The organism is Exiguobacterium sp. RM11 (genome assembly GCF_059821525.1).
The window spans coordinates 893,584-909,294 of the sequence record NZ_CM187558.1 but is presented as its reverse complement, the minus strand read 5'-3'; the positions used below and the strand labels follow the sequence as shown (position 1 = coordinate 909,294).

The 15,711-nt window shown below is 46.4% G+C and carries 19 protein-coding genes and 1 riboswitch; of the genes, 7 read left to right on the top strand and 12 right to left on the bottom strand.

Features of this window, described 5'->3' with window-relative positions:
* Nucleotides 1–105 precede the first annotated feature (105 nt).
* Together AC5LIL_RS04800 and AC5LIL_RS04795 are read right to left on the bottom strand one after the other, a co-directional pair.
* Complete coding sequence (locus AC5LIL_RS04800; protein WP_012726819.1) at nt 106–423, bottom strand: YuiB family protein; 318 nt, start codon at nt 421–423, stop codon at nt 106–108.
* 127 nt (nt 424–550) lie between these two features.
* Entirely contained in the window at nt 551–1,762 is a 1,212-nt protein-coding gene (locus AC5LIL_RS04795; RefSeq protein ID WP_074033515.1) for an NAD(P)/FAD-dependent oxidoreductase, read from the bottom strand.
* Nucleotides 1,763–2,025: 263 nt separating this feature from the next.
* Between AC5LIL_RS04795 and AC5LIL_RS04790 the strand changes: the two genes are divergently transcribed.
* On the top strand, nt 2,026–3,003 hold the full coding sequence (locus AC5LIL_RS04790; RefSeq protein WP_074033516.1) for an NAD(P)/FAD-dependent oxidoreductase: 978 nt from the start codon (nt 2,026–2,028) through the stop codon (nt 3,001–3,003).
* 39 nt (nt 3,004–3,042) lie between these two features.
* Here the strand turns inward: AC5LIL_RS04790 and AC5LIL_RS04785 are convergent, their stop codons facing one another.
* From AC5LIL_RS04785 to AC5LIL_RS04770, 4 genes are all read right to left on the bottom strand, one after another.
* Nucleotides 3,043–3,897 (bottom strand): Rossmann-fold NAD(P)-binding domain-containing protein, encoded by an 855-nt coding sequence (locus AC5LIL_RS04785; RefSeq protein WP_499825087.1) that lies wholly within the window; start codon nt 3,895–3,897, stop codon nt 3,043–3,045.
* Nucleotides 3,898–4,241: 344 nt separating this feature from the next.
* A complete protein-coding gene (locus AC5LIL_RS04780) occupies nt 4,242–4,397 on the bottom strand; it encodes a hypothetical protein (RefSeq protein WP_499825085.1) in 156 nt (51 codons plus the stop codon).
* A 107-nt stretch (nt 4,398–4,504) separates the two neighbouring features.
* On the bottom strand, nt 4,505–5,272 hold the full coding sequence (locus tag AC5LIL_RS04775; RefSeq protein WP_499825084.1) for a zeta toxin family protein: 768 nt from the start codon (nt 5,270–5,272) through the stop codon (nt 4,505–4,507).
* A gap of 76 nt (nt 5,273–5,348) precedes the next feature.
* A complete protein-coding gene (locus tag AC5LIL_RS04770) occupies nt 5,349–5,705 on the bottom strand; it encodes a HesB/IscA family protein (RefSeq protein WP_074033519.1) in 357 nt (118 codons plus the stop codon).
* 98 nt (nt 5,706–5,803) lie between these two features.
* Nucleotides 5,804–5,946: riboswitch (FMN riboswitch) on the top strand.
* 163 nt (nt 5,947–6,109) lie between these two features.
* Here AC5LIL_RS04770 and AC5LIL_RS04765 point away from each other — a divergent pair.
* A complete protein-coding gene (locus AC5LIL_RS04765; protein ID WP_214693438.1) occupies nt 6,110–6,697 on the top strand; it encodes an ECF transporter S component in 588 nt (195 codons plus the stop codon).
* A gap of 70 nt (nt 6,698–6,767) precedes the next feature.
* Nucleotides 6,768–7,340 carry a nucleotidyltransferase family protein gene (locus AC5LIL_RS04760; protein ID WP_499825083.1) on the top strand — a complete coding sequence of 191 codons (573 nt, stop codon included), beginning with the start codon at nt 6,768–6,770 and terminating at the stop codon, nt 7,338–7,340.
* Between the two features lie 40 nt (nt 7,341–7,380).
* On the opposite strand, the gene AC5LIL_RS04755 is transcribed toward AC5LIL_RS04760, so the two are convergent.
* A complete protein-coding gene (locus AC5LIL_RS04755; protein ID WP_499825082.1) occupies nt 7,381–8,592 on the bottom strand; it encodes a NupC/NupG family nucleoside CNT transporter in 1,212 nt (403 codons plus the stop codon).
* A gap of 202 nt (nt 8,593–8,794) precedes the next feature.
* On the bottom strand, nt 8,795–9,031 hold the full coding sequence (locus tag AC5LIL_RS04750; RefSeq protein WP_074033523.1) for a YuzB family protein: 237 nt from the start codon (nt 9,029–9,031) through the stop codon (nt 8,795–8,797).
* 98 nt (nt 9,032–9,129) lie between these two features.
* Here AC5LIL_RS04750 and AC5LIL_RS04745 point away from each other — a divergent pair, with 98 nt between their 5' ends.
* Nucleotides 9,130–10,185, top strand: a complete 1,056-nt coding sequence (locus AC5LIL_RS04745; protein WP_214746262.1) for an NAD(P)/FAD-dependent oxidoreductase — start codon at nt 9,130–9,132, stop codon at nt 10,183–10,185.
* Between the two features lie 242 nt (nt 10,186–10,427).
* Complete coding sequence (locus tag AC5LIL_RS04740) at nt 10,428–11,858, top strand: S8 family serine peptidase (protein ID WP_499825081.1); 1,431 nt, start codon at nt 10,428–10,430, stop codon at nt 11,856–11,858.
* 226 nt (nt 11,859–12,084) lie between these two features.
* Here AC5LIL_RS04740 and AC5LIL_RS04735 read toward each other — a convergent pair whose 3' ends face one another.
* The gene (locus AC5LIL_RS04735) at nt 12,085–12,372 is read right to left on the bottom strand and encodes a YuzD family protein (RefSeq protein ID WP_499825080.1); all 288 of its coding nucleotides are present in this window, start codon (nt 12,370–12,372) and stop codon (nt 12,085–12,087) included.
* Between the two features lie 128 nt (nt 12,373–12,500).
* Here AC5LIL_RS04735 and AC5LIL_RS04730 point away from each other — a divergent pair, with 128 nt between their 5' ends.
* Nucleotides 12,501–12,728 (top strand): NifU family protein, encoded by a 228-nt coding sequence (locus AC5LIL_RS04730; RefSeq protein ID WP_012726833.1) that lies wholly within the window; start codon nt 12,501–12,503, stop codon nt 12,726–12,728.
* A gap of 19 nt (nt 12,729–12,747) precedes the next feature.
* Here AC5LIL_RS04730 and nucF read toward each other — a convergent pair whose 3' ends face one another.
* Complete coding sequence (gene nucF / locus AC5LIL_RS04725) at nt 12,748–13,527, bottom strand: 5' nucleotidase NucF (RefSeq protein ID WP_499825079.1); 780 nt, start codon at nt 13,525–13,527, stop codon at nt 12,748–12,750.
* 4 nt (nt 13,528–13,531) lie between these two features.
* Nucleotides 13,532–13,975: a DUF86 domain-containing protein gene (locus tag AC5LIL_RS04720; protein WP_499825078.1), complete on the bottom strand. Its 444-nt coding sequence runs from the start codon at nt 13,973–13,975 to the stop codon at nt 13,532–13,534.
* A 157-nt stretch (nt 13,976–14,132) separates the two neighbouring features.
* On the opposite strand from AC5LIL_RS04720, the gene glpX reads away from it, so the two are divergent.
* Entirely contained in the window at nt 14,133–15,101 is a 969-nt protein-coding gene (gene glpX / locus AC5LIL_RS04715; protein WP_499825077.1) for a class II fructose-bisphosphatase, read from the top strand.
* Nucleotides 15,102–15,156: 55 nt separating this feature from the next.
* Here the strand turns inward: glpX and AC5LIL_RS04710 are convergent, their stop codons facing one another.
* On the bottom strand, nt 15,157–15,708 hold the full coding sequence (locus tag AC5LIL_RS04710) for a DUF975 family protein (protein WP_499825075.1): 552 nt from the start codon (nt 15,706–15,708) through the stop codon (nt 15,157–15,159).
* Nucleotides 15,709–15,711: the final 3 nt, after the last annotated feature.

The following is a 15,711-nucleotide window of genomic DNA, read 5'->3' as shown; positions in this document are numbered from 1 at the left end:
TCGCATCGCATCCCTTACTAAAAATCGTTTCGCTATCTAGTATATCGGTTCATGCCCTAAAAAAGTAGGGACAAAACAAAAAAAGGCGAACATTTCTGTCGCCATTTAAAACATTGAATAACCGCTCTTCCGTAAGAAACGAATCGTCACGCCAGCCAAGATTGCTCCGAGCAACCCGAAACCGAGCATGAACAAATCGAGAAGTTGCAATCCGACGAGTCCTTCATAGATCCCCGTGAGTGCAGTTGACGTCTCGGTCACGTAACTCGAAAGTTTGACATTATCAATCATCATGATGACAAAAATCGGATAAATGAACACGAGTGTCCATGTCTTTTTAAGTAACATATTCAAGATGAAGCCGATACTGAAGAAAATCGTCATATATAAGACGGCCCCAATGACTGCTTGGATAATATGCATGTGATGTCCCCCTTGTCCGCTCTCCATTATACAAAATTCCGACCGACGTGGTCAAAGAACTTCCTATGACAATTTCGAAAGAAAACAGCTCGTTCAGAATCAGAACGAGCCGTACGTTAATCGAAAATTAGAACTTCCCTTTTTTGAGGACGAGTCCGTATTTTTTCAATTCGATGAAGTGTTTGTTGTCGATGACTTTCTTCATGAATGAAGCGTTACGACCGAAGATTTTTTTACCCATGACGATTCCGATTCCATCGTTATGACCGAGCGAAGCGACTGTTCCTTTGCTCTCGTAAGTGAACTTCGAAGTCGATTTGCCATTGATGAGCGCAGCGATGTTTTTCGCAACGTTGTGCGCTTGTTGTGTTGCGATTTGTGCCGTCGGTGGATACGGACGGTTTGATGCAGGGTCCATGACTGCCGAGCAGTCACCGATGATGAAGACGTTGTCGTGACCTGGTGCACGGTTGTCCGCTTCCACCATGACACGGTTACGAACCGCTTCAAATCCTGATTTTTCGATGATTGGGCTACCACTTACGCCACCTGTCCAAATGATTGTGTTGGCACGGATTGTCTCCGTCGTGTCACCTTGGAGTGGACCGAATGTGACGACACCTGGCTCGACACCTTTGATTCCGTTACCGAGTTTCATCTCGACACCGTTACGCTCCAACCATTTCTGTGCGTATGTTGTGAGTTCCGGGTCGAAACCTGGAAGAACCGTTGGCGCCGCTTCAATGTTGACGATACGAACCGCTTCGCGTGGAACATCATACTGTTTGCAAAGCTCAGGGATTCGGTTGACGATTTCACCGAGGAATTCGATTCCTGTAAATCCAGCACCACCGACAACAATCGTCACGAACGAGTTGTCAGAAGAACCGTTTGTTTTATATTGAGCGAATGAGTACTCGATGTGCTCTTTAATTTTACGAACACTGTTCAATGAGCTAATTGTCATGGCATTTTCTTTCAAGCCTGGGATACCGAATGTTTCCGGTACACCGCCGAGGCCGATGACAACATAGTCGTATTCGACGACAGAACCATCTTCAAGCGTGACTTGTTTCGCAGCAGTATCGACGCGATCGACGATCCCTTTGACAAGTTTCACACGTGACGGGTTCACAATGTCGTTAATGTAAATGCGTGCTTGGTCTGGGTTCATCGTTCCAGCAGCTGGTTCGTGAAGCCAAGTTGTTTGGTAGTGATAATCATGCTTGTTGATGAGCGTGATGTTCGCGTCACCTGCAGCGAGTGTCTTTTGAAGGTTGACGGCTGTGATGAGTCCGCCAAAGCCCGCGCCAAGAATAACAATGTTAGGTCGTTTCATGTTCATTTCCACCTTGTTTAAAGTTTTGTTTTTTTGAACAACTATGTTGTGTGTTTCTTCACATAGATGTTCACAATAAAGCCTATTCTTGTTCAACATCTGTTCACAATTGCTTCTGTTTCATTGTACGCTCTTTAATTTGAATTCTCAATGGAAAAGCTTATCTTCTTGAATTTTTTTTGAAAGTGTTGCATGTTTGTACTGAATGGATTTAATTCAATAAACTCTCTATAATAAATGTATACGCTTTGAGGAGGAATTCGATGAAGACGACGAAAGATGTAATCATCATCGGTGGAGGTCCGGTTGGATTGTTCACCGCATTTTACGCAGGCATGCGCCAACTCGATACGACGTTGATTGAAAGTTTACCGCAACTCGGCGGTCAATTGTCAACGCTCTATCCTGAAAAATATATTTACGATATCGCTGGTTTCCCGAAAGTGAAAGCACAGGATTTGATTGATCAATTAAAAGCACAGGCTGATCAATTCGAGCAAGACTACCGCCTCGGCGAAACAGTTGAGACGGTGGAACGTCTCGAGGACGGCACGTTCGTTTTGACGACAAATAAAGAAGAGTACCATACGAAAGCGGTCATCATCACTGCTGGAAACGGTGCCTTCTCGGCTCGTCCACTCGGTCTTGACGGTTGCGAAGATTACGCAAACCTTCATTACTTTGTCGACAACATGGAGAAATTCCGTGATCGCCGCGTCATGATTGCCGGTGGTGGCGACTCTGCTGTCGACTGGGCACTCATGCTCGAAGGAATCGCGAAAGAAGTACACATCGTCCACCGCCGTGACCGTTTCCGTGCTCACGAACATACGGTCGAACAAATGAAGGCATCGACGATTAATGTCCTAACGCCGTACAACATCGAGTCACTCTCAGGTGAGACACACATCGAATCTGTTGAATTGACGGATAAGGACGGCGAGTCGAAAATCGTTGAGATCGATGATTTGATTTGTAACTACGGATTCGTGTCATCTCTTGGCCCAATCAAGAACTGGGGAATGGAATTTGAGAAGAACACGATCCGTGTCGACTCACGCATGGAAACTACAGTTGCCGGGATCTTCGCTTGTGGTGATATCGCCACATACGAAGGAAAAGTGAAGCTGATTGCGACAGGTTTTGGTGAAGCACCAATTGCCATCAATCAAGTGAAGCAACTTGTGGACCCGACTGCCCGTCACCCGCAACACTCGACATCTGTATTTGCCGGGAAATAATGATCAATCCTCTGTGGACTGTGTCCACAGAGGATTTTTTCATTTCCGCATCGTTTGAATGATGACCCGGTCAATCCAGTCATCGAGTTGCGTGAACACGAAGCCCGCCTTTTTCGCTTCAGCAATCGACATGTAATAGTCGACGTCCGAATCATATGGGGACGACTCCCCATCTTTTATGATATGGACAGGTTTTCCGACATGTTGCCCGATTCGCTCCATTAAAGCACCCATGGAGATGAGACCGTCACTCGCAGCGTTGAAGGGTCCAGTCACGTTCGCACGTCCCACCCATTCTAAAAATGCTGCTGCTTCCGCGCTCGAGATGAAGCCCATTTTCGCTTCTGGACGATGCAACACAATCGGTTCCTCGTTGCGAATCGCGTCCACATAAAATTTGAGTCGATCTGTATAATCATCTGGTCCGAGGACAATCGGTAAGCGTACGGTCGCAACTGGGAACGAAGCCCGGTGGAAGAAGAACGACTCTGCCTCTCGCTTCCCTTGTCCGTAGTCATGCTCGGCTTCTAGATGATATTCATAATGGAGCGGATTAAAGTCACTCTCTTTTAAATCAGGTCCCGGCGCGTATACCGACATTGTAGACGTCAGGACATACTTTCCGACTTTGTCCATGAACGCATCCGAGGCGATTTTTGCCTGATACGGGGTAAAGCAAATATTGTCGTAGACGAGGTCGTACCGCTCACGTGCCAAGTCTTTCATCGTCGCGACCGATTGTCGTTCTCCTTTAATCGACCGTATCCCTTCGGCTTCTGGTACTTGAAGTTGGCCCCTCGTCACAATCGTCACATCATCCCCCTCCTCAGCGAGTCGCAAGGCAAGTCGTTTCCCAAAATAGCGCGATCCTCCAAAAATCAATATCTTTCTCATTGTTCCTACCTCCTTTGTGTCCCACTTTAATCAATATTCCCCCTCATTTTATTTATTCAATCCTGTCGTAAAGTGAGTCATAGAATCAATTTATCGGTAAATTATTCCTTATAATGAATCAAAAAAGTCATTTGGCGCAATCTATTCTCGCCAAATGACTTCTTATAAAGAATATTGAGCCAACTAATACACTCTAACCTTGTTAAGCAGTTAAGAGCTTCACAAAAATACACATTTTAGGATTAAATGATCCATTAGAATTTCAAAACGTCAATCTTTATTACTAGATATGCTTTAACCTAAAAACTTATTATATCTTCAGCAAATTAAGTAAAACAATGTAATTAGTATTTCGCAAGCACTTTAGTTCTTTCTTCTTTCATCTTGTTCTTATTAAGCTCTAATTGACGAAGGTTTTTTTCTAAAGCCTTATTCCATTCAGTAGCAACGTCTTTTCCATCAGAACAAATTTTAGCTTTCAATTTTTCATTAAAGTTCATATTCCTTCGCTCCAATCTCAGAAAATTATCATATTGTTAACGGGCGCCTTTTCTATACAATACCCCATTCCTCACAATATAACTAAATATTAGTCTTTTCAAAAAAATTATACTTCAGCTTTTTTTCGAAAAATCATAAATTTATCTTCGTCGTGTATAATTTCACCTTGTTCTCGAGTACATTCTGCAATAAGTGTAGGAGGTTCACCATTTACACTATTATCATAAAGTAAATACGAACTAATCTGAGACTTCAATGCAAAGAATGTTTGTGCCACCCCTAAATTGCTTTCTTCCACCACATTACGCGGAACAAATCTTCCTTCAACGTTTCTCGCTTCTACTCTTTGAATCGCAACTTGAACATCCACATCAATAATAACAACGTTAACTTGATAACCCTTAGAGTATAAGTCCTCCAACAATCTAACGTATTTCGCTGGATTTTTAAAAGTTCCATCATAGACAAACTTTAAATCTCTTTGCACGGAAATATCAAATAAATTCATAGAAAGGTCTGAACTTTCATCGTGAACATAGTCAGAGGCATTGTCACAGTCAATAGTAATGTATGGAGTTATCCTTTTTAAAAACTGGTCCCAGTGTTTAAATTCGAAAATCTCATACTTAATATTATCGGCGTTGATGACATGAGGTGATTCACTATTTTCAAAAAAAGTATCATGTAAAAAGCCCTCTGTAAATTTTGTTTTCCCTGCCCCTGATCCCCCACCGATTAAAATAACTTCCTTTGAATCAGAAGGTTCTTTATTATTTGTAAGCTTAGAAATTATATTTTGATGACAAGTTTTTCGAAATGATAAATAATCGCCATTTCTAAACCACATTTCTTTACTCGTTTTATAAACAATCAAATAATCACCTTCAACCTTCTTTTTTTATAATCTACATTAGTTAAAATATCAATTAGTAGATGAAGTTCGTTTGAAATTAACATTCTCCTGGTGTACCAGCGTTCGTCGCCGTTCGGAAACTTGAACCGCAGCCACACGTGGCGATGGCATTCGGGTTTTTAATCGTGAAGCCCCCACCGAGCATCGACTGTTTGTAGTCAATCTCGAGCCCATCGACGACACCGTGATCAACTTCCGCGACGATGACGCGGACACCATGATGGTCGAATTGAATATCTTTATCCGTCTTCTCCTCATCAAAGCCCATTCCATATGAAAGTCCTGTACATCCGCCACCTTGGACCTTCACTCGCAAGTATTGCGCATCTGGACGTTCGGTCTGTTTCATCATCTCTTGCACTTGAAGTGCTGCTGATTCTGTCAAATGAATCATCTGAACTCCTCCTCATTTTATCTTCATTTCAAGTCAATTGACTTGTAGTTTTGTGCATTATCTTGTATAACTAAACTGTAACAAAAAAAATTAAATCGTTCCATCTTCGGGGCAGGGTGAAATTCCCGACCGGCGGTATTGAAGAATTTATTCTTCTCAGCCCGTGAGCGAGCAAGGCGTTGTTTGCTGATTTCGTGAGATTCGAAAGCCGACAGTACAGTCTGGATGGGAGAAGATGGCGGCATCCGACCGATATCCGGATGTTTTCTTTGACGTGGACTTTTCCACCTCGGAAAACATCTATTTCGTATGCGCGTAAACTCTCCCGATTGTCTTCATTGCAATCGGGTTTTTACATGCGACGGGTGCCATTCATCGAGGAGCGACCTAAAGGAGAGATTCTGATGAAAACTACGCGCAACAAACGACTGACAACTATGGTGACTTTGGCGATGCTAGGGACGATTTCGTTCGTACTCATGCTATTCAACTTCCCGCTCCCATTTTTACCGCCATTCCTCAAAGTGGATTTCAGTGACATTCCTGCACTCATTGCCGGAATCGTCTTTTCCCCACTCGCAGGTGTCGTGGTCGTCGGATTGAAAAACGTCTTGTACTATGTCTTTAACGGTGGCGGTGTCCCGGTCGGAGAAGTCGCAAACTTCTTCGCAGGTGTCGCATTCATGTACCCGGTCGCATGGTTCTATCACAAACGGAAGACGAACAAAGCACTCGCTTCTGGACTACTCGCCGGTACAATCACGATGGCACTCAGCCTCGCCATTTTAAACTATCTCGTCATCTTGCCAGCCTATGCCTTCTTCTTCGGAATGGCAGACATGGCCGACCCGGCCGTGAAGACGGACCTCGTCCTTTACGGGATCTTACCGTTCAACTTGATTAAAGCAATCTTGATCAGCGCACTCTTCGTTCCACTCTTCTTGAAATTGAAGCCGTGGATCGAACGTCAGCGCGTACAACTTCAAGCATAATCGATATACGAGCACTTAGGCGTTGCCTAGGTGCTTTTTTCAATCCGATTGATCAGGAGGAGTTTGATTAATGAAACACGAACAGGATTTGATTGATTTTTTACAACAAGATGCAGAACTTATGAATCACCTTCGCACCGTTGCTACCCTTCAACTACCAGACTGGTGGATTTGCGCGGGCTATATTCGCACAAAAATATGGGACCATCTTCATGGATACAATGCACCGACTCAAACGGACGACGTCGATGTGATTTATTTCGACCCTACTCAGTCGGAAGAATCCATCGAAAAAGAATTAGAACAGAAGCTACATCAGCTGAATCCAGACGTACCATGGTCTGTGAAAAACCAAGCGAGGATGCATCATGTGAACCATTTGCCACCATATACGTCATCGGTCGATGCGCTAGCGCACTTCCCCGAGACGGTGACCGCAATCGGGGTACGTCTCAATGTAGACGGTGAGCTCATTCTCTCAGCACCCTATGGCGTTCAAGACCTTCTCACACTAAAAGCTAGACCTACACCATATTTTGAAACAAGCACCTCAAAACATCCAATCTACTTGAAACGAATGGCTCAAAAAAATTGGCCAGCTCAATGGCCGAACGTCAAATTGTATACATCATCCCTACACTAAAAAACGCGACCACCGAAGTGATCGCGTTTTCTTATACCGATTAAAGAAGAAGTCCAGCCAATGTAGCTGACATCAAGTTTGCAAGCGTACCTGCAAGAATCGCGAGAACACCCATGCGTGCGATGTCACCACGACGGTTTGGCGCCATACCACCAAGACCACCGAGAAGGATCGCGAGTGATGAAATGTTTGCGAAACCACAAAGTGCGAATGCGATCATCGCTTCTGTACGAGCTGACAAATCACCAGTACCGATGACTGGCGCAAACTCAGAGAAGGCAACGAATTCGTTCAAGACTAGTTTTTGACCGAGGAAGCTACCGAATTGTACAGCATCTGCCCACGGAACACCGATAACGAATGCAAGTGGAGCGAACACGTAACCAAGGATCAATTCGAGTGACAAGCTATCAAATCCGAAGAGTCCGCCGATTGAACCGAGAATCAAGTTGACGAGCGCAATCAATGAAACGAACGCAAGAAGCATTGCACCAACGTTCAAAGCAAGGAAGAGACCGTCAGAAGCACCACGTGCCGCTGCATCGACGAAGTTCGCCGCTCTGTCTTCTTCTTCCTCTACAATCTCGATGTCATCATCGTATTCTTCTGTTTCTGGAACGATGATTTTCGCGAACAAGAGACCGGCTGGCGCTGCCATGAAGCTCGCTGCGAGCAAGTACTCAAGTGGTACACCGAGTGCTGCGTATCCAGCAAGTACAGAACCGGCAACTGACGCGAGACCACCGACCATAACAGCGAAGAGCTCAGACTGTGTCATCGTAGGAAGGTACGGCTTGATGACAAGCGGCGCTTCCGTTTGACCGACGAAGATGTTTGCTGTTGCTGAAAGTGACTCTTTACGTGACGTACCAAGTGCTTTCGCTAGGGCAGTACCAAGGATACGGATGACCCACTGCATGACGCCGAGGTAGTAAAGCAATGCGATTAATGATGACATGAAGATGATAATCGGAAGAACTTGGAATGCGAAGACGAAGTTGTCGCCACCGACTGCTGTTCCGAATACGAAGGCAATCCCGTCACCTGCTGTGTTCAAGACAGCTTGAACCCCGTTTGAGATCCATTCAAGCGCCTTACGTCCCCACGCTGTATACAAGACGAGGAATGCAAAAGCGAATTGAACAGCGAATGCCGCCAAGACCGTGCGCCATTTGATGGCTTTACGGTTGGTAGAGAAGATGTAAGCGATTGCAATTAGTGCCAAAATACCAACCACGCTCATGATTTTCATTGATGTTGTGCTCCTTTCATATTAAACAAAGCGATTATATGTGTCATACCCGAAAAAAGATGTGCCCTACCGTTTGAAACGCTTTCTTTTTCTTGTTGTTAAACGTCAGACAACCTACATTCGAACCTCTTAGAATATAACATCCCTCTTTTTAAAATGCAACGGGTGAAATAAAAAAGATTGAGGTCACCCCTCAAACTTTTTACCATGCCATCTCTTCTATTTTTTCATACACCTTCGTCACCAACTCATCCGGCGTTTCACCGGTCACGACTTCCCCGTCGACGAGGCAAAAGAGATCAAGGGAACAGACACCACAGTAGCCTGTACAGCCGTATTCGACCACATCAAGATCAGGGTCAGACTCTAATTTTGCTCGGGCCACTTGTGAGCCCATCGCTAAATTCGAGGCGCAAAATTCGATGATTGGATTCATCATATATGTCACCGTCTTTCTTTACGTGAATTATCGGAAAATGGTTCTTCTACGGCAGATTATAACATGATACAGTTGAAGAGTAACAAAGGGGGATTATTATGCGCAAATTAGTCGTCTTAGGGGGCGGTTACGGGGGTATGCGTGTCATCGAAAGAGTTCTTGGACATCAGTTGAAGGACGTATCGGTCACGCTCGTCGATCGCTTACCTTATCATGGATTAAAAACAGAGTATTATGCGCTCGCTGCAGGAACGGTCTCAGACCGCGATATTCGCATCGATTTTCCGGAAGAAATTGACTACATATACGGACAAGTCACGGATATCGATACGGAAGACAAGATGGTTCTTCTCGCGAGTGGAGAAAAAGTACCTTATGATGACCTCGTCATCGGATTAGGCTGTGAAGACAAGTATCACAACGTCCAGGGGGCAGCAGAGTTCACGTACAGTATTCAAACACTTGAAGAATCACGAAAAACGCAACAAGCGATCAACGGGTTACGACCGGGCTCGGTCGTTTCAGTCGTTGGAGCCGGATTATCCGGCGTCGAACTCGCAAGCGAACTACGCGAGAGTCGTCCTGATTTGACAGTTCGCTTGTTTGACCGTGGACCTTCCGTATTATCATTCTTATCCAATCGTGTCTCCATGTATGTGCAATCTTGGTTCGAAGAGCACGGAGTCGAAGTCATCAACAACGCCAACATTACGCGCGTCGATGCCGATGGCTTATGGAACCATGAAGATTTGTTCCCTTCCGACTTGACGGTATGGACAGCCGGGATTCAACCGGTCGCTGTCGTACGCAATCAAGGATGGGAGCTTGATGGAGGCGGACGTGTCAAGTTAACGGAGCACCATTTCGTCCCTGGCCTACCAGACGTATTCGTCGTCGGAGATAATGCGAGCTTGCCGTACGCACCGTCCGGACAGCTCGCCGAAGCTCAGGCGGAACAAATCGTTCAAGTGCTCCTCTGTAAATGGAAAGGGCTCGCCTATCCAGAATTACCAGACATCAAATTGAAAGGGACGCTCGGTTCCCTCGGTAAGAAAGCAGGCTTCGGGGTATTCATGGGGAAACAATCACTCACCGGCAAAGTCGCCCGCTTGTTGAAGTCCGGCATTCTTTGGAAACATAAAGTCATCAAGTAAACAATTGCGAATGGACCTGACGGGTCGATTCGCTTTTTTTATGCACCGCATCACCGATTTACTGTTACCGTTACGTCCTCTTGAGTCAAAAGTCTTGTATCTGAATCCCCTGTATCCTTATCTAAATATTCAGATTTTTAATGCCATCGACATATTCTATCCGTTGGAAATACTTGTTACTCTATGAACACGGCAGTACGACATCCTGTCATCTTGCCTACTACCTTAAAGGAGGAAACAAGTTGAAGAAAATCTGTAGCACCGTCCTTGCATCATTGCTCGTCTTATCAACCGTCCCAGGAGGCGCGGAAGCCGCCCCGAACAAAGAGAAAGAACGCGTCCTCGTCGTCTTCAAAGAATCGGCAAAGAAAATCCCGCTCTCGATTGAAGGCATGGAAGTTAAACAACAGTATTCGAATATTCCTGCAGCAGCACTCCAAGTTCCAAAAGCTGCCTTGAACGGACTGAAGAATAACCCGCATGTCGCACACGTGGAAGTCGATCAAACGGTACATATCGAAAACCAAAACCAGGATTGGGGAATCCCTAAACTTCAAGCTCCTTCCGCTTGGCAAAGTGGGTTCACTGGGAAAGGTGTCAAAGTATCCGTCGTCGATACGGGTATCTCCGCTCATCCTGACTTAACGATTGCTGGTGGTGCCTCGTTTAGTACAGTCACGAGTTCTTACGCCGATGATAACGGTCACGGTACGCACGTCGCCGGGATTATCGGAGCCCGTAACAACAGCATCGGTACGGTCGGAATCGCTCACGAGGCAAGCATCTATGCCGTCAAAGCACTTGAAGCGAACGGTAGCGGTAGTCTATCAAGCATCATCGCCGGCATTGATTGGTCGATCACAAATGACATGGACATCATCAACTTGAGTCTTGGGACGACAAGCCCTTCGACGACACTCCAACAAGTCGTAGATCGTGCGAATAACGCAGGCATCCTTGTCGTTGCGGCAGCCGGTAACAACGGACGTACCGATGGGTCGGGCGATCTCGTTAACTACCCAGCGCGTTACAGTTCGGCAATCGCCGTCGCTGCGACGGATATCAACAACAACCGTGCCTCGTTCTCAGCGACAGGTGGCACAGTCGAAGTCGCGGCACCCGGTGTCAGCATCAATTCAACCCTCTCAAATGGCGGCTACGGTCAAATGAGCGGGACATCGATGGCGACGCCTTACGTTGCAGGTAACCTTGCTCTCATGAAGCAAGCCTTCCCAACATTATCGAGCACGCAACTCCGTACGAAATTAGCGCAAGATTCGATTGACCTCGGTACGGCAGGTCGTGACACTTGGTTCGGAAATGGACTCGTCCAAGCCCCTACTTCTGGTGGTACGACACAACCGGTACAAGCACTCACGACGACAGTATCGACTTCGAAGTCATACTACTACGCGGGTGAAGTCGTCTCGATTTCTTCAACAGTTCGTAATTCGAATGGCCAAGCGGTCGCAAACTCCGATGTCCGTGTTACGGTCACACAACCGAACGGCGCGACGCTCGTCGGTTCAGGCAAGACGAATGCTTCAGGTGCCATCACGTTCACACTCTCTACGAACTCTTGGTCACAGCGTGGTACGTATCAAGTGAAGTCTGACGCGACGCTAACTGGTTACACAGCTGGTTCAGCGACGTCTTCGTTCCAACTTCTTTAACCGAAAAAAGTCGAGCGAATCGCTCGACTTCACTGATTGACGAACCACGTCGCTTCATACGACCTGGTTCGTCTTTTTATGATTCCAAACCATCAGGTAAAGTGTTCAACAAGTGCCTTAGTTGTGTAAAACTGATGAAACAAGTCCTCATATTTCGTTTTCGATAGAATAGGTAAACAAAAAACGAACCTTGTATTCGCATGGTTCGTCTGTCGTCAATACTCATTTATAATTGCTTCGCTTCAATCGCCGCATATACTTTTCTTAACTGAACGACGCCTTCATCAATTACTTCCCCGTCTAACAAGACGAGCGGATAGAACCATTCGTCCTCTTTAAGTGCCTGGGCGAACTCGTCTTCACTCTGTTCGAATTCGATATATTCGAACGAAAAGGATTGCTCTGGATACTTTCGTCCGAGTGCACTTTGCAACCATTCATACGTCTCGGTCGAACTCGGTGCACCGACACAACTCGCACATTGAACTTCAGCCCCATATACCGTAATTTTCATCTTCATTCCCCCTCAAAACCATTATACAAAATCCTTCCCTTACTCGATGATGAAACGCTCAGCGTAAATGATTGAGAAACACTCTCAAACTTGCTAGAATAAAGTAGAACGAGAAAGGGGTAGATACCATGGAAATGTTTGATCAAGTCCAAGAAGTGCTCGATAAATTGCGTCCGTTCTTGCTTCGTGACGGCGGAGACGTCGAACTCGTAGATGTCGAAGAAGGCATCGTCAAGCTCCGTTTGATGGGTGCTTGCGGCAGCTGCCCGTCTTCAACAATCACGCTAAAAGCCGGTATTGAGCGTGCGCTTATCGAAGAAGTACCAGGCATCGTCGAAGTAGAACAAGTATTCTAAGCAAAAAGGGAGACATTCGTCATCCCTTTTTTTCATGCTTCCATTCATCTAAGCTCTCGACCATATAGGTTGGGAGTTTTTCTTGTTCTTGGATAAATGCCGGTCCATGTACACCTGAATTCACATGGAGTGTACGAATGCCACCATTGATTCCAAATAAAATATCTGTGTGATAGTTATCCCCTACCATGACGACATCTTCTTTATTCAACCCAATCATGTCGAGTGCGATGTCAATCATGACCGGTTCCGGCTTTCCGATGAAGAAAGGATCTTTCTCCGTCGTCACGGTCAACACGGACGTGAGTGATCCGTTCCCCGGTAAAAATCCACGTTCGGTCGGAATGGCGATATCCCCATTCGTCGAGATGAATCGAGCCCCCGAACGGATGGCGATTGCGCCTCGCGCCAACTTCTCATACGTGATGTGTCGGTCGAGTCCGATGACCACGTAGTCCGCCTTCGGTTCGTCTGTGATATAAAAACCGCGAGACTCTAACGCGAGACGAAGTCCGTCTTCCCCAATCATATAGACGGTTGCTCCTGGCGACATCTTATCAATATAAAAAGCCGTCGCCATCGCGCTCGTCAAGACATTCTCCGCCTTCACGTTTGCGCCCATCGCAATCAATTTATCCGCGATCTGTTGTTGTGTCATCGAAGCGTTGTTCGTGACGAACAAATACGGGACGCCCGTCGCTTCTAGTTCGTTGACGAAATCAACCGCTGCCTGAACGGGTTCTGTACCGGCATACATCGTGCCGTCTAAATCAAACAAATATCCTTTAATCGGTTCCATCCAATCACTCGCTTTCTGGTAAGAATGCGGACACTGGTCCAAGCTCGACTTCTATGTAGTGACGAACTTGTGCGGAGAATGCCGTGAAGTCTTGTTTTGACGTCTTCACCCACTCATCAAATTTTGATGCGTCGGCGTGCACAAACTCACGAACGTAATAGGCACGTAATCCGACGAGCGCTTTCGTCGCGTTCCCCGTCGTCTCATCGAGTACGCGCTCATCCAGTAAGATGTCGACAATGTCTTCATAACTGCCCGGGTCTCGCATAATGAACCCGTCAATCATCGAGTTCCCAACATCGATGACACCTTCCATAAGAAGGACGGCCATTCGCTGTTTCGCAAGCTCCACCGTGAACGCATCCCCCGTCAATTGATCGGTGTGCGCTAACATCGTCTCCATTTGTTCCAGTGTCTGATTAATCTTCTCTCTATTCACAAAATACATGATGATCCCCCCTGCTGTTAATACTAATGCTTTTTCGGGCAGGAGAAAAGAATCTGTCCTATTTACATCATTTATAACATTGTGATACACTAATCAACGGATTTAAACCGTAAAAAGTATAACACATTGATAGAGATAACGTGGAGGGTACAACACTATGGAACGTGAATTAGCATTAGAAATTGTACGGGCAACAGAAGCAGCAGCACTCGCATCATCCAAATGGATTGGACGCGGTCAAAAGAACGAGGCCGATGATGCAGCAACGTCAGCGATGCGAGAAGTTCTCGGAACGGTCAACATGGACGCTACAGTTGTCATCGGAGAAGGTGAACTCGATGAGGCTCCAATGCTCTACATCGGGGAAAAACTCGGAACAACATTCGGCCCGAAAGTTGACATCGCCGTCGACCCACTCGAAGGAACATCCATTGTCGCAAAAGGCCTTGGAGATGCGATGGTCGTCATCGCCGTTGCTGATGAAGGTGCCCTCCTCCACGCACCAGATATGTACATGGACAAGCTTGTCGTCGGTCCAAACTTAAAAGGGAAAGTCTCACTCGACGAACCGCTCGAGTCAATCATTGAAAAAGCTGCGAAATATAATAATAAGCGTATCGAAGAAGTGACGGTCATCATGCAAGACCGTGACCGCCACGAACACCTTCGTCAAGCCGTCATGAATGTCGGCGCACGCGTCAAGCTCTTCGAGGATGGCGATGTGTCTGCGGGAATCGCTGCCGCCGTCAAATCGAACCCGATCGATATTTTCATCAGTACAGGCGGAGCTCCTGAAGGAGTCATCACAGCCGCTGCTGTCAAAGCGCTCGGTGGAGACATGCAGGCCCGTCTACATCCGATGAACGAAGAGGAATCAGCTCGCGTCATCTCGATGGGGATTGAAGATCCACTCCAACTCCTCACGCTCGACGACCTCGTCAAGAGCGACGACTGCATCTTTGCTGCGACAGGTGTCACGTCTGGTGAATTGCTCGATGGCGTCAAGTTCTTGACGGACGATATCGTCGAGACGACGTCACTCGTCATGCGCTCGAAGACACGCACGATTCGTAAAGTCGTGGCTGAACATCACTTGTCATTGAAGCCATACTTACAAAAAAACTGAAGTCAATGCCTAAAAAAACGCCTTGCTCAATAAAATGAGCGAGGCGTTTTGTTGATTAGAAGCCTTGTTCCGTTCCGTGCACCGGCTCTTCCGAACCAACTTGGTTATCGCGAATCGAGTCATAGAACGTCGCATACGTTGTCGAGAAGTAAGGACCGATAAAGAAGAACCCAATCCCGAGCGTCAAAATCCCGACGAGGAACCATCCGAAGAACGACAAGAAGAGCATGAATGCTTCCATCTTGTGCCCGTCCATGAGACGACGCGATTCCGTGATCGATTCAAGTGCCGAAAGCTCAGGCTGATCGCGTAAGATATACGGCGTAAGCGAGTACGAGAATCCTTTGATGATTCCAGGTACAATCAATAACAGTGTCCATAATACGATAAAGAGGCTCATCACAAATGAAGTGATGACATGTTTCACATAACGTGTTTGGAACGGTTTGAACATTGTCGAGAGTGACGCGCCATTTCCGCGCGATACGTTAAGCGCGAGCCATGACCAACCGATGGCAAGTGGCGCAATCAAGATTTGAAGAATTGTCGACACGAAACTTAACGTGGCGTCTGTCGATGTGAACGCTTCTGGTGAGTTGGGATCCATTTC

Coding starts and splice junctions, on each gene's coding strand:
- AC5LIL_RS04735 (WP_499825080.1), bottom strand. CDS start 12,372: ATGAAAATTACGGTATATGGGGCTGAAGTTCAATGTGCGAGTTGTGTC.
- AC5LIL_RS04710 (WP_499825075.1), bottom strand. CDS start 15,708: ATGGATCCCAACTCACCAGAAGCGTTCACATCGACAGACGCCACGTTA.
- AC5LIL_RS04770 (WP_074033519.1), bottom strand. CDS start 5,705: ATGATTCATTTGACAGAATCAGCAGCACTTCAAGTGCAAGAGATGATG.
- AC5LIL_RS04750 (WP_074033523.1), bottom strand. CDS start 9,031: ATGATGAATCCAATCATCGAATTTTGCGCCTCGAATTTAGCGATGGGC.
- AC5LIL_RS04730 (WP_012726833.1), top strand. CDS start 12,501: ATGGAAATGTTTGATCAAGTCCAAGAAGTGCTCGATAAATTGCGTCCG.
- AC5LIL_RS04745 (WP_214746262.1), top strand. CDS start 9,130: ATGCGCAAATTAGTCGTCTTAGGGGGCGGTTACGGGGGTATGCGTGTC.
- AC5LIL_RS04785 (WP_499825087.1), bottom strand. CDS start 3,897: ATGAGAAAGATATTGATTTTTGGAGGATCGCGCTATTTTGGGAAACGA.
- AC5LIL_RS04795 (WP_074033515.1), bottom strand. CDS start 1,762: ATGAAACGACCTAACATTGTTATTCTTGGCGCGGGCTTTGGCGGACTC.
- nucF (WP_499825079.1), bottom strand. CDS start 13,527: ATGGAACCGATTAAAGGATATTTGTTTGATTTAGACGGCACGATGTAT.
- AC5LIL_RS04755 (WP_499825082.1), bottom strand. CDS start 8,592: ATGAAAATCATGAGCGTGGTTGGTATTTTGGCACTAATTGCAATCGCT.
- AC5LIL_RS04790 (WP_074033516.1), top strand. CDS start 2,026: ATGAAGACGACGAAAGATGTAATCATCATCGGTGGAGGTCCGGTTGGA.
- glpX (WP_499825077.1), top strand. CDS start 14,133: ATGGAACGTGAATTAGCATTAGAAATTGTACGGGCAACAGAAGCAGCA.
- AC5LIL_RS04780 (WP_499825085.1), bottom strand. CDS start 4,397: ATGAACTTTAATGAAAAATTGAAAGCTAAAATTTGTTCTGATGGAAAA.
- AC5LIL_RS04760 (WP_499825083.1), top strand. CDS start 6,768: ATGAAACACGAACAGGATTTGATTGATTTTTTACAACAAGATGCAGAA.
- AC5LIL_RS04765 (WP_214693438.1), top strand. CDS start 6,110: ATGAAAACTACGCGCAACAAACGACTGACAACTATGGTGACTTTGGCG.
- AC5LIL_RS04720 (WP_499825078.1), bottom strand. CDS start 13,975: ATGTATTTTGTGAATAGAGAGAAGATTAATCAGACACTGGAACAAATG.
- AC5LIL_RS04800 (WP_012726819.1), bottom strand. CDS start 423: ATGCATATTATCCAAGCAGTCATTGGGGCCGTCTTATATATGACGATT.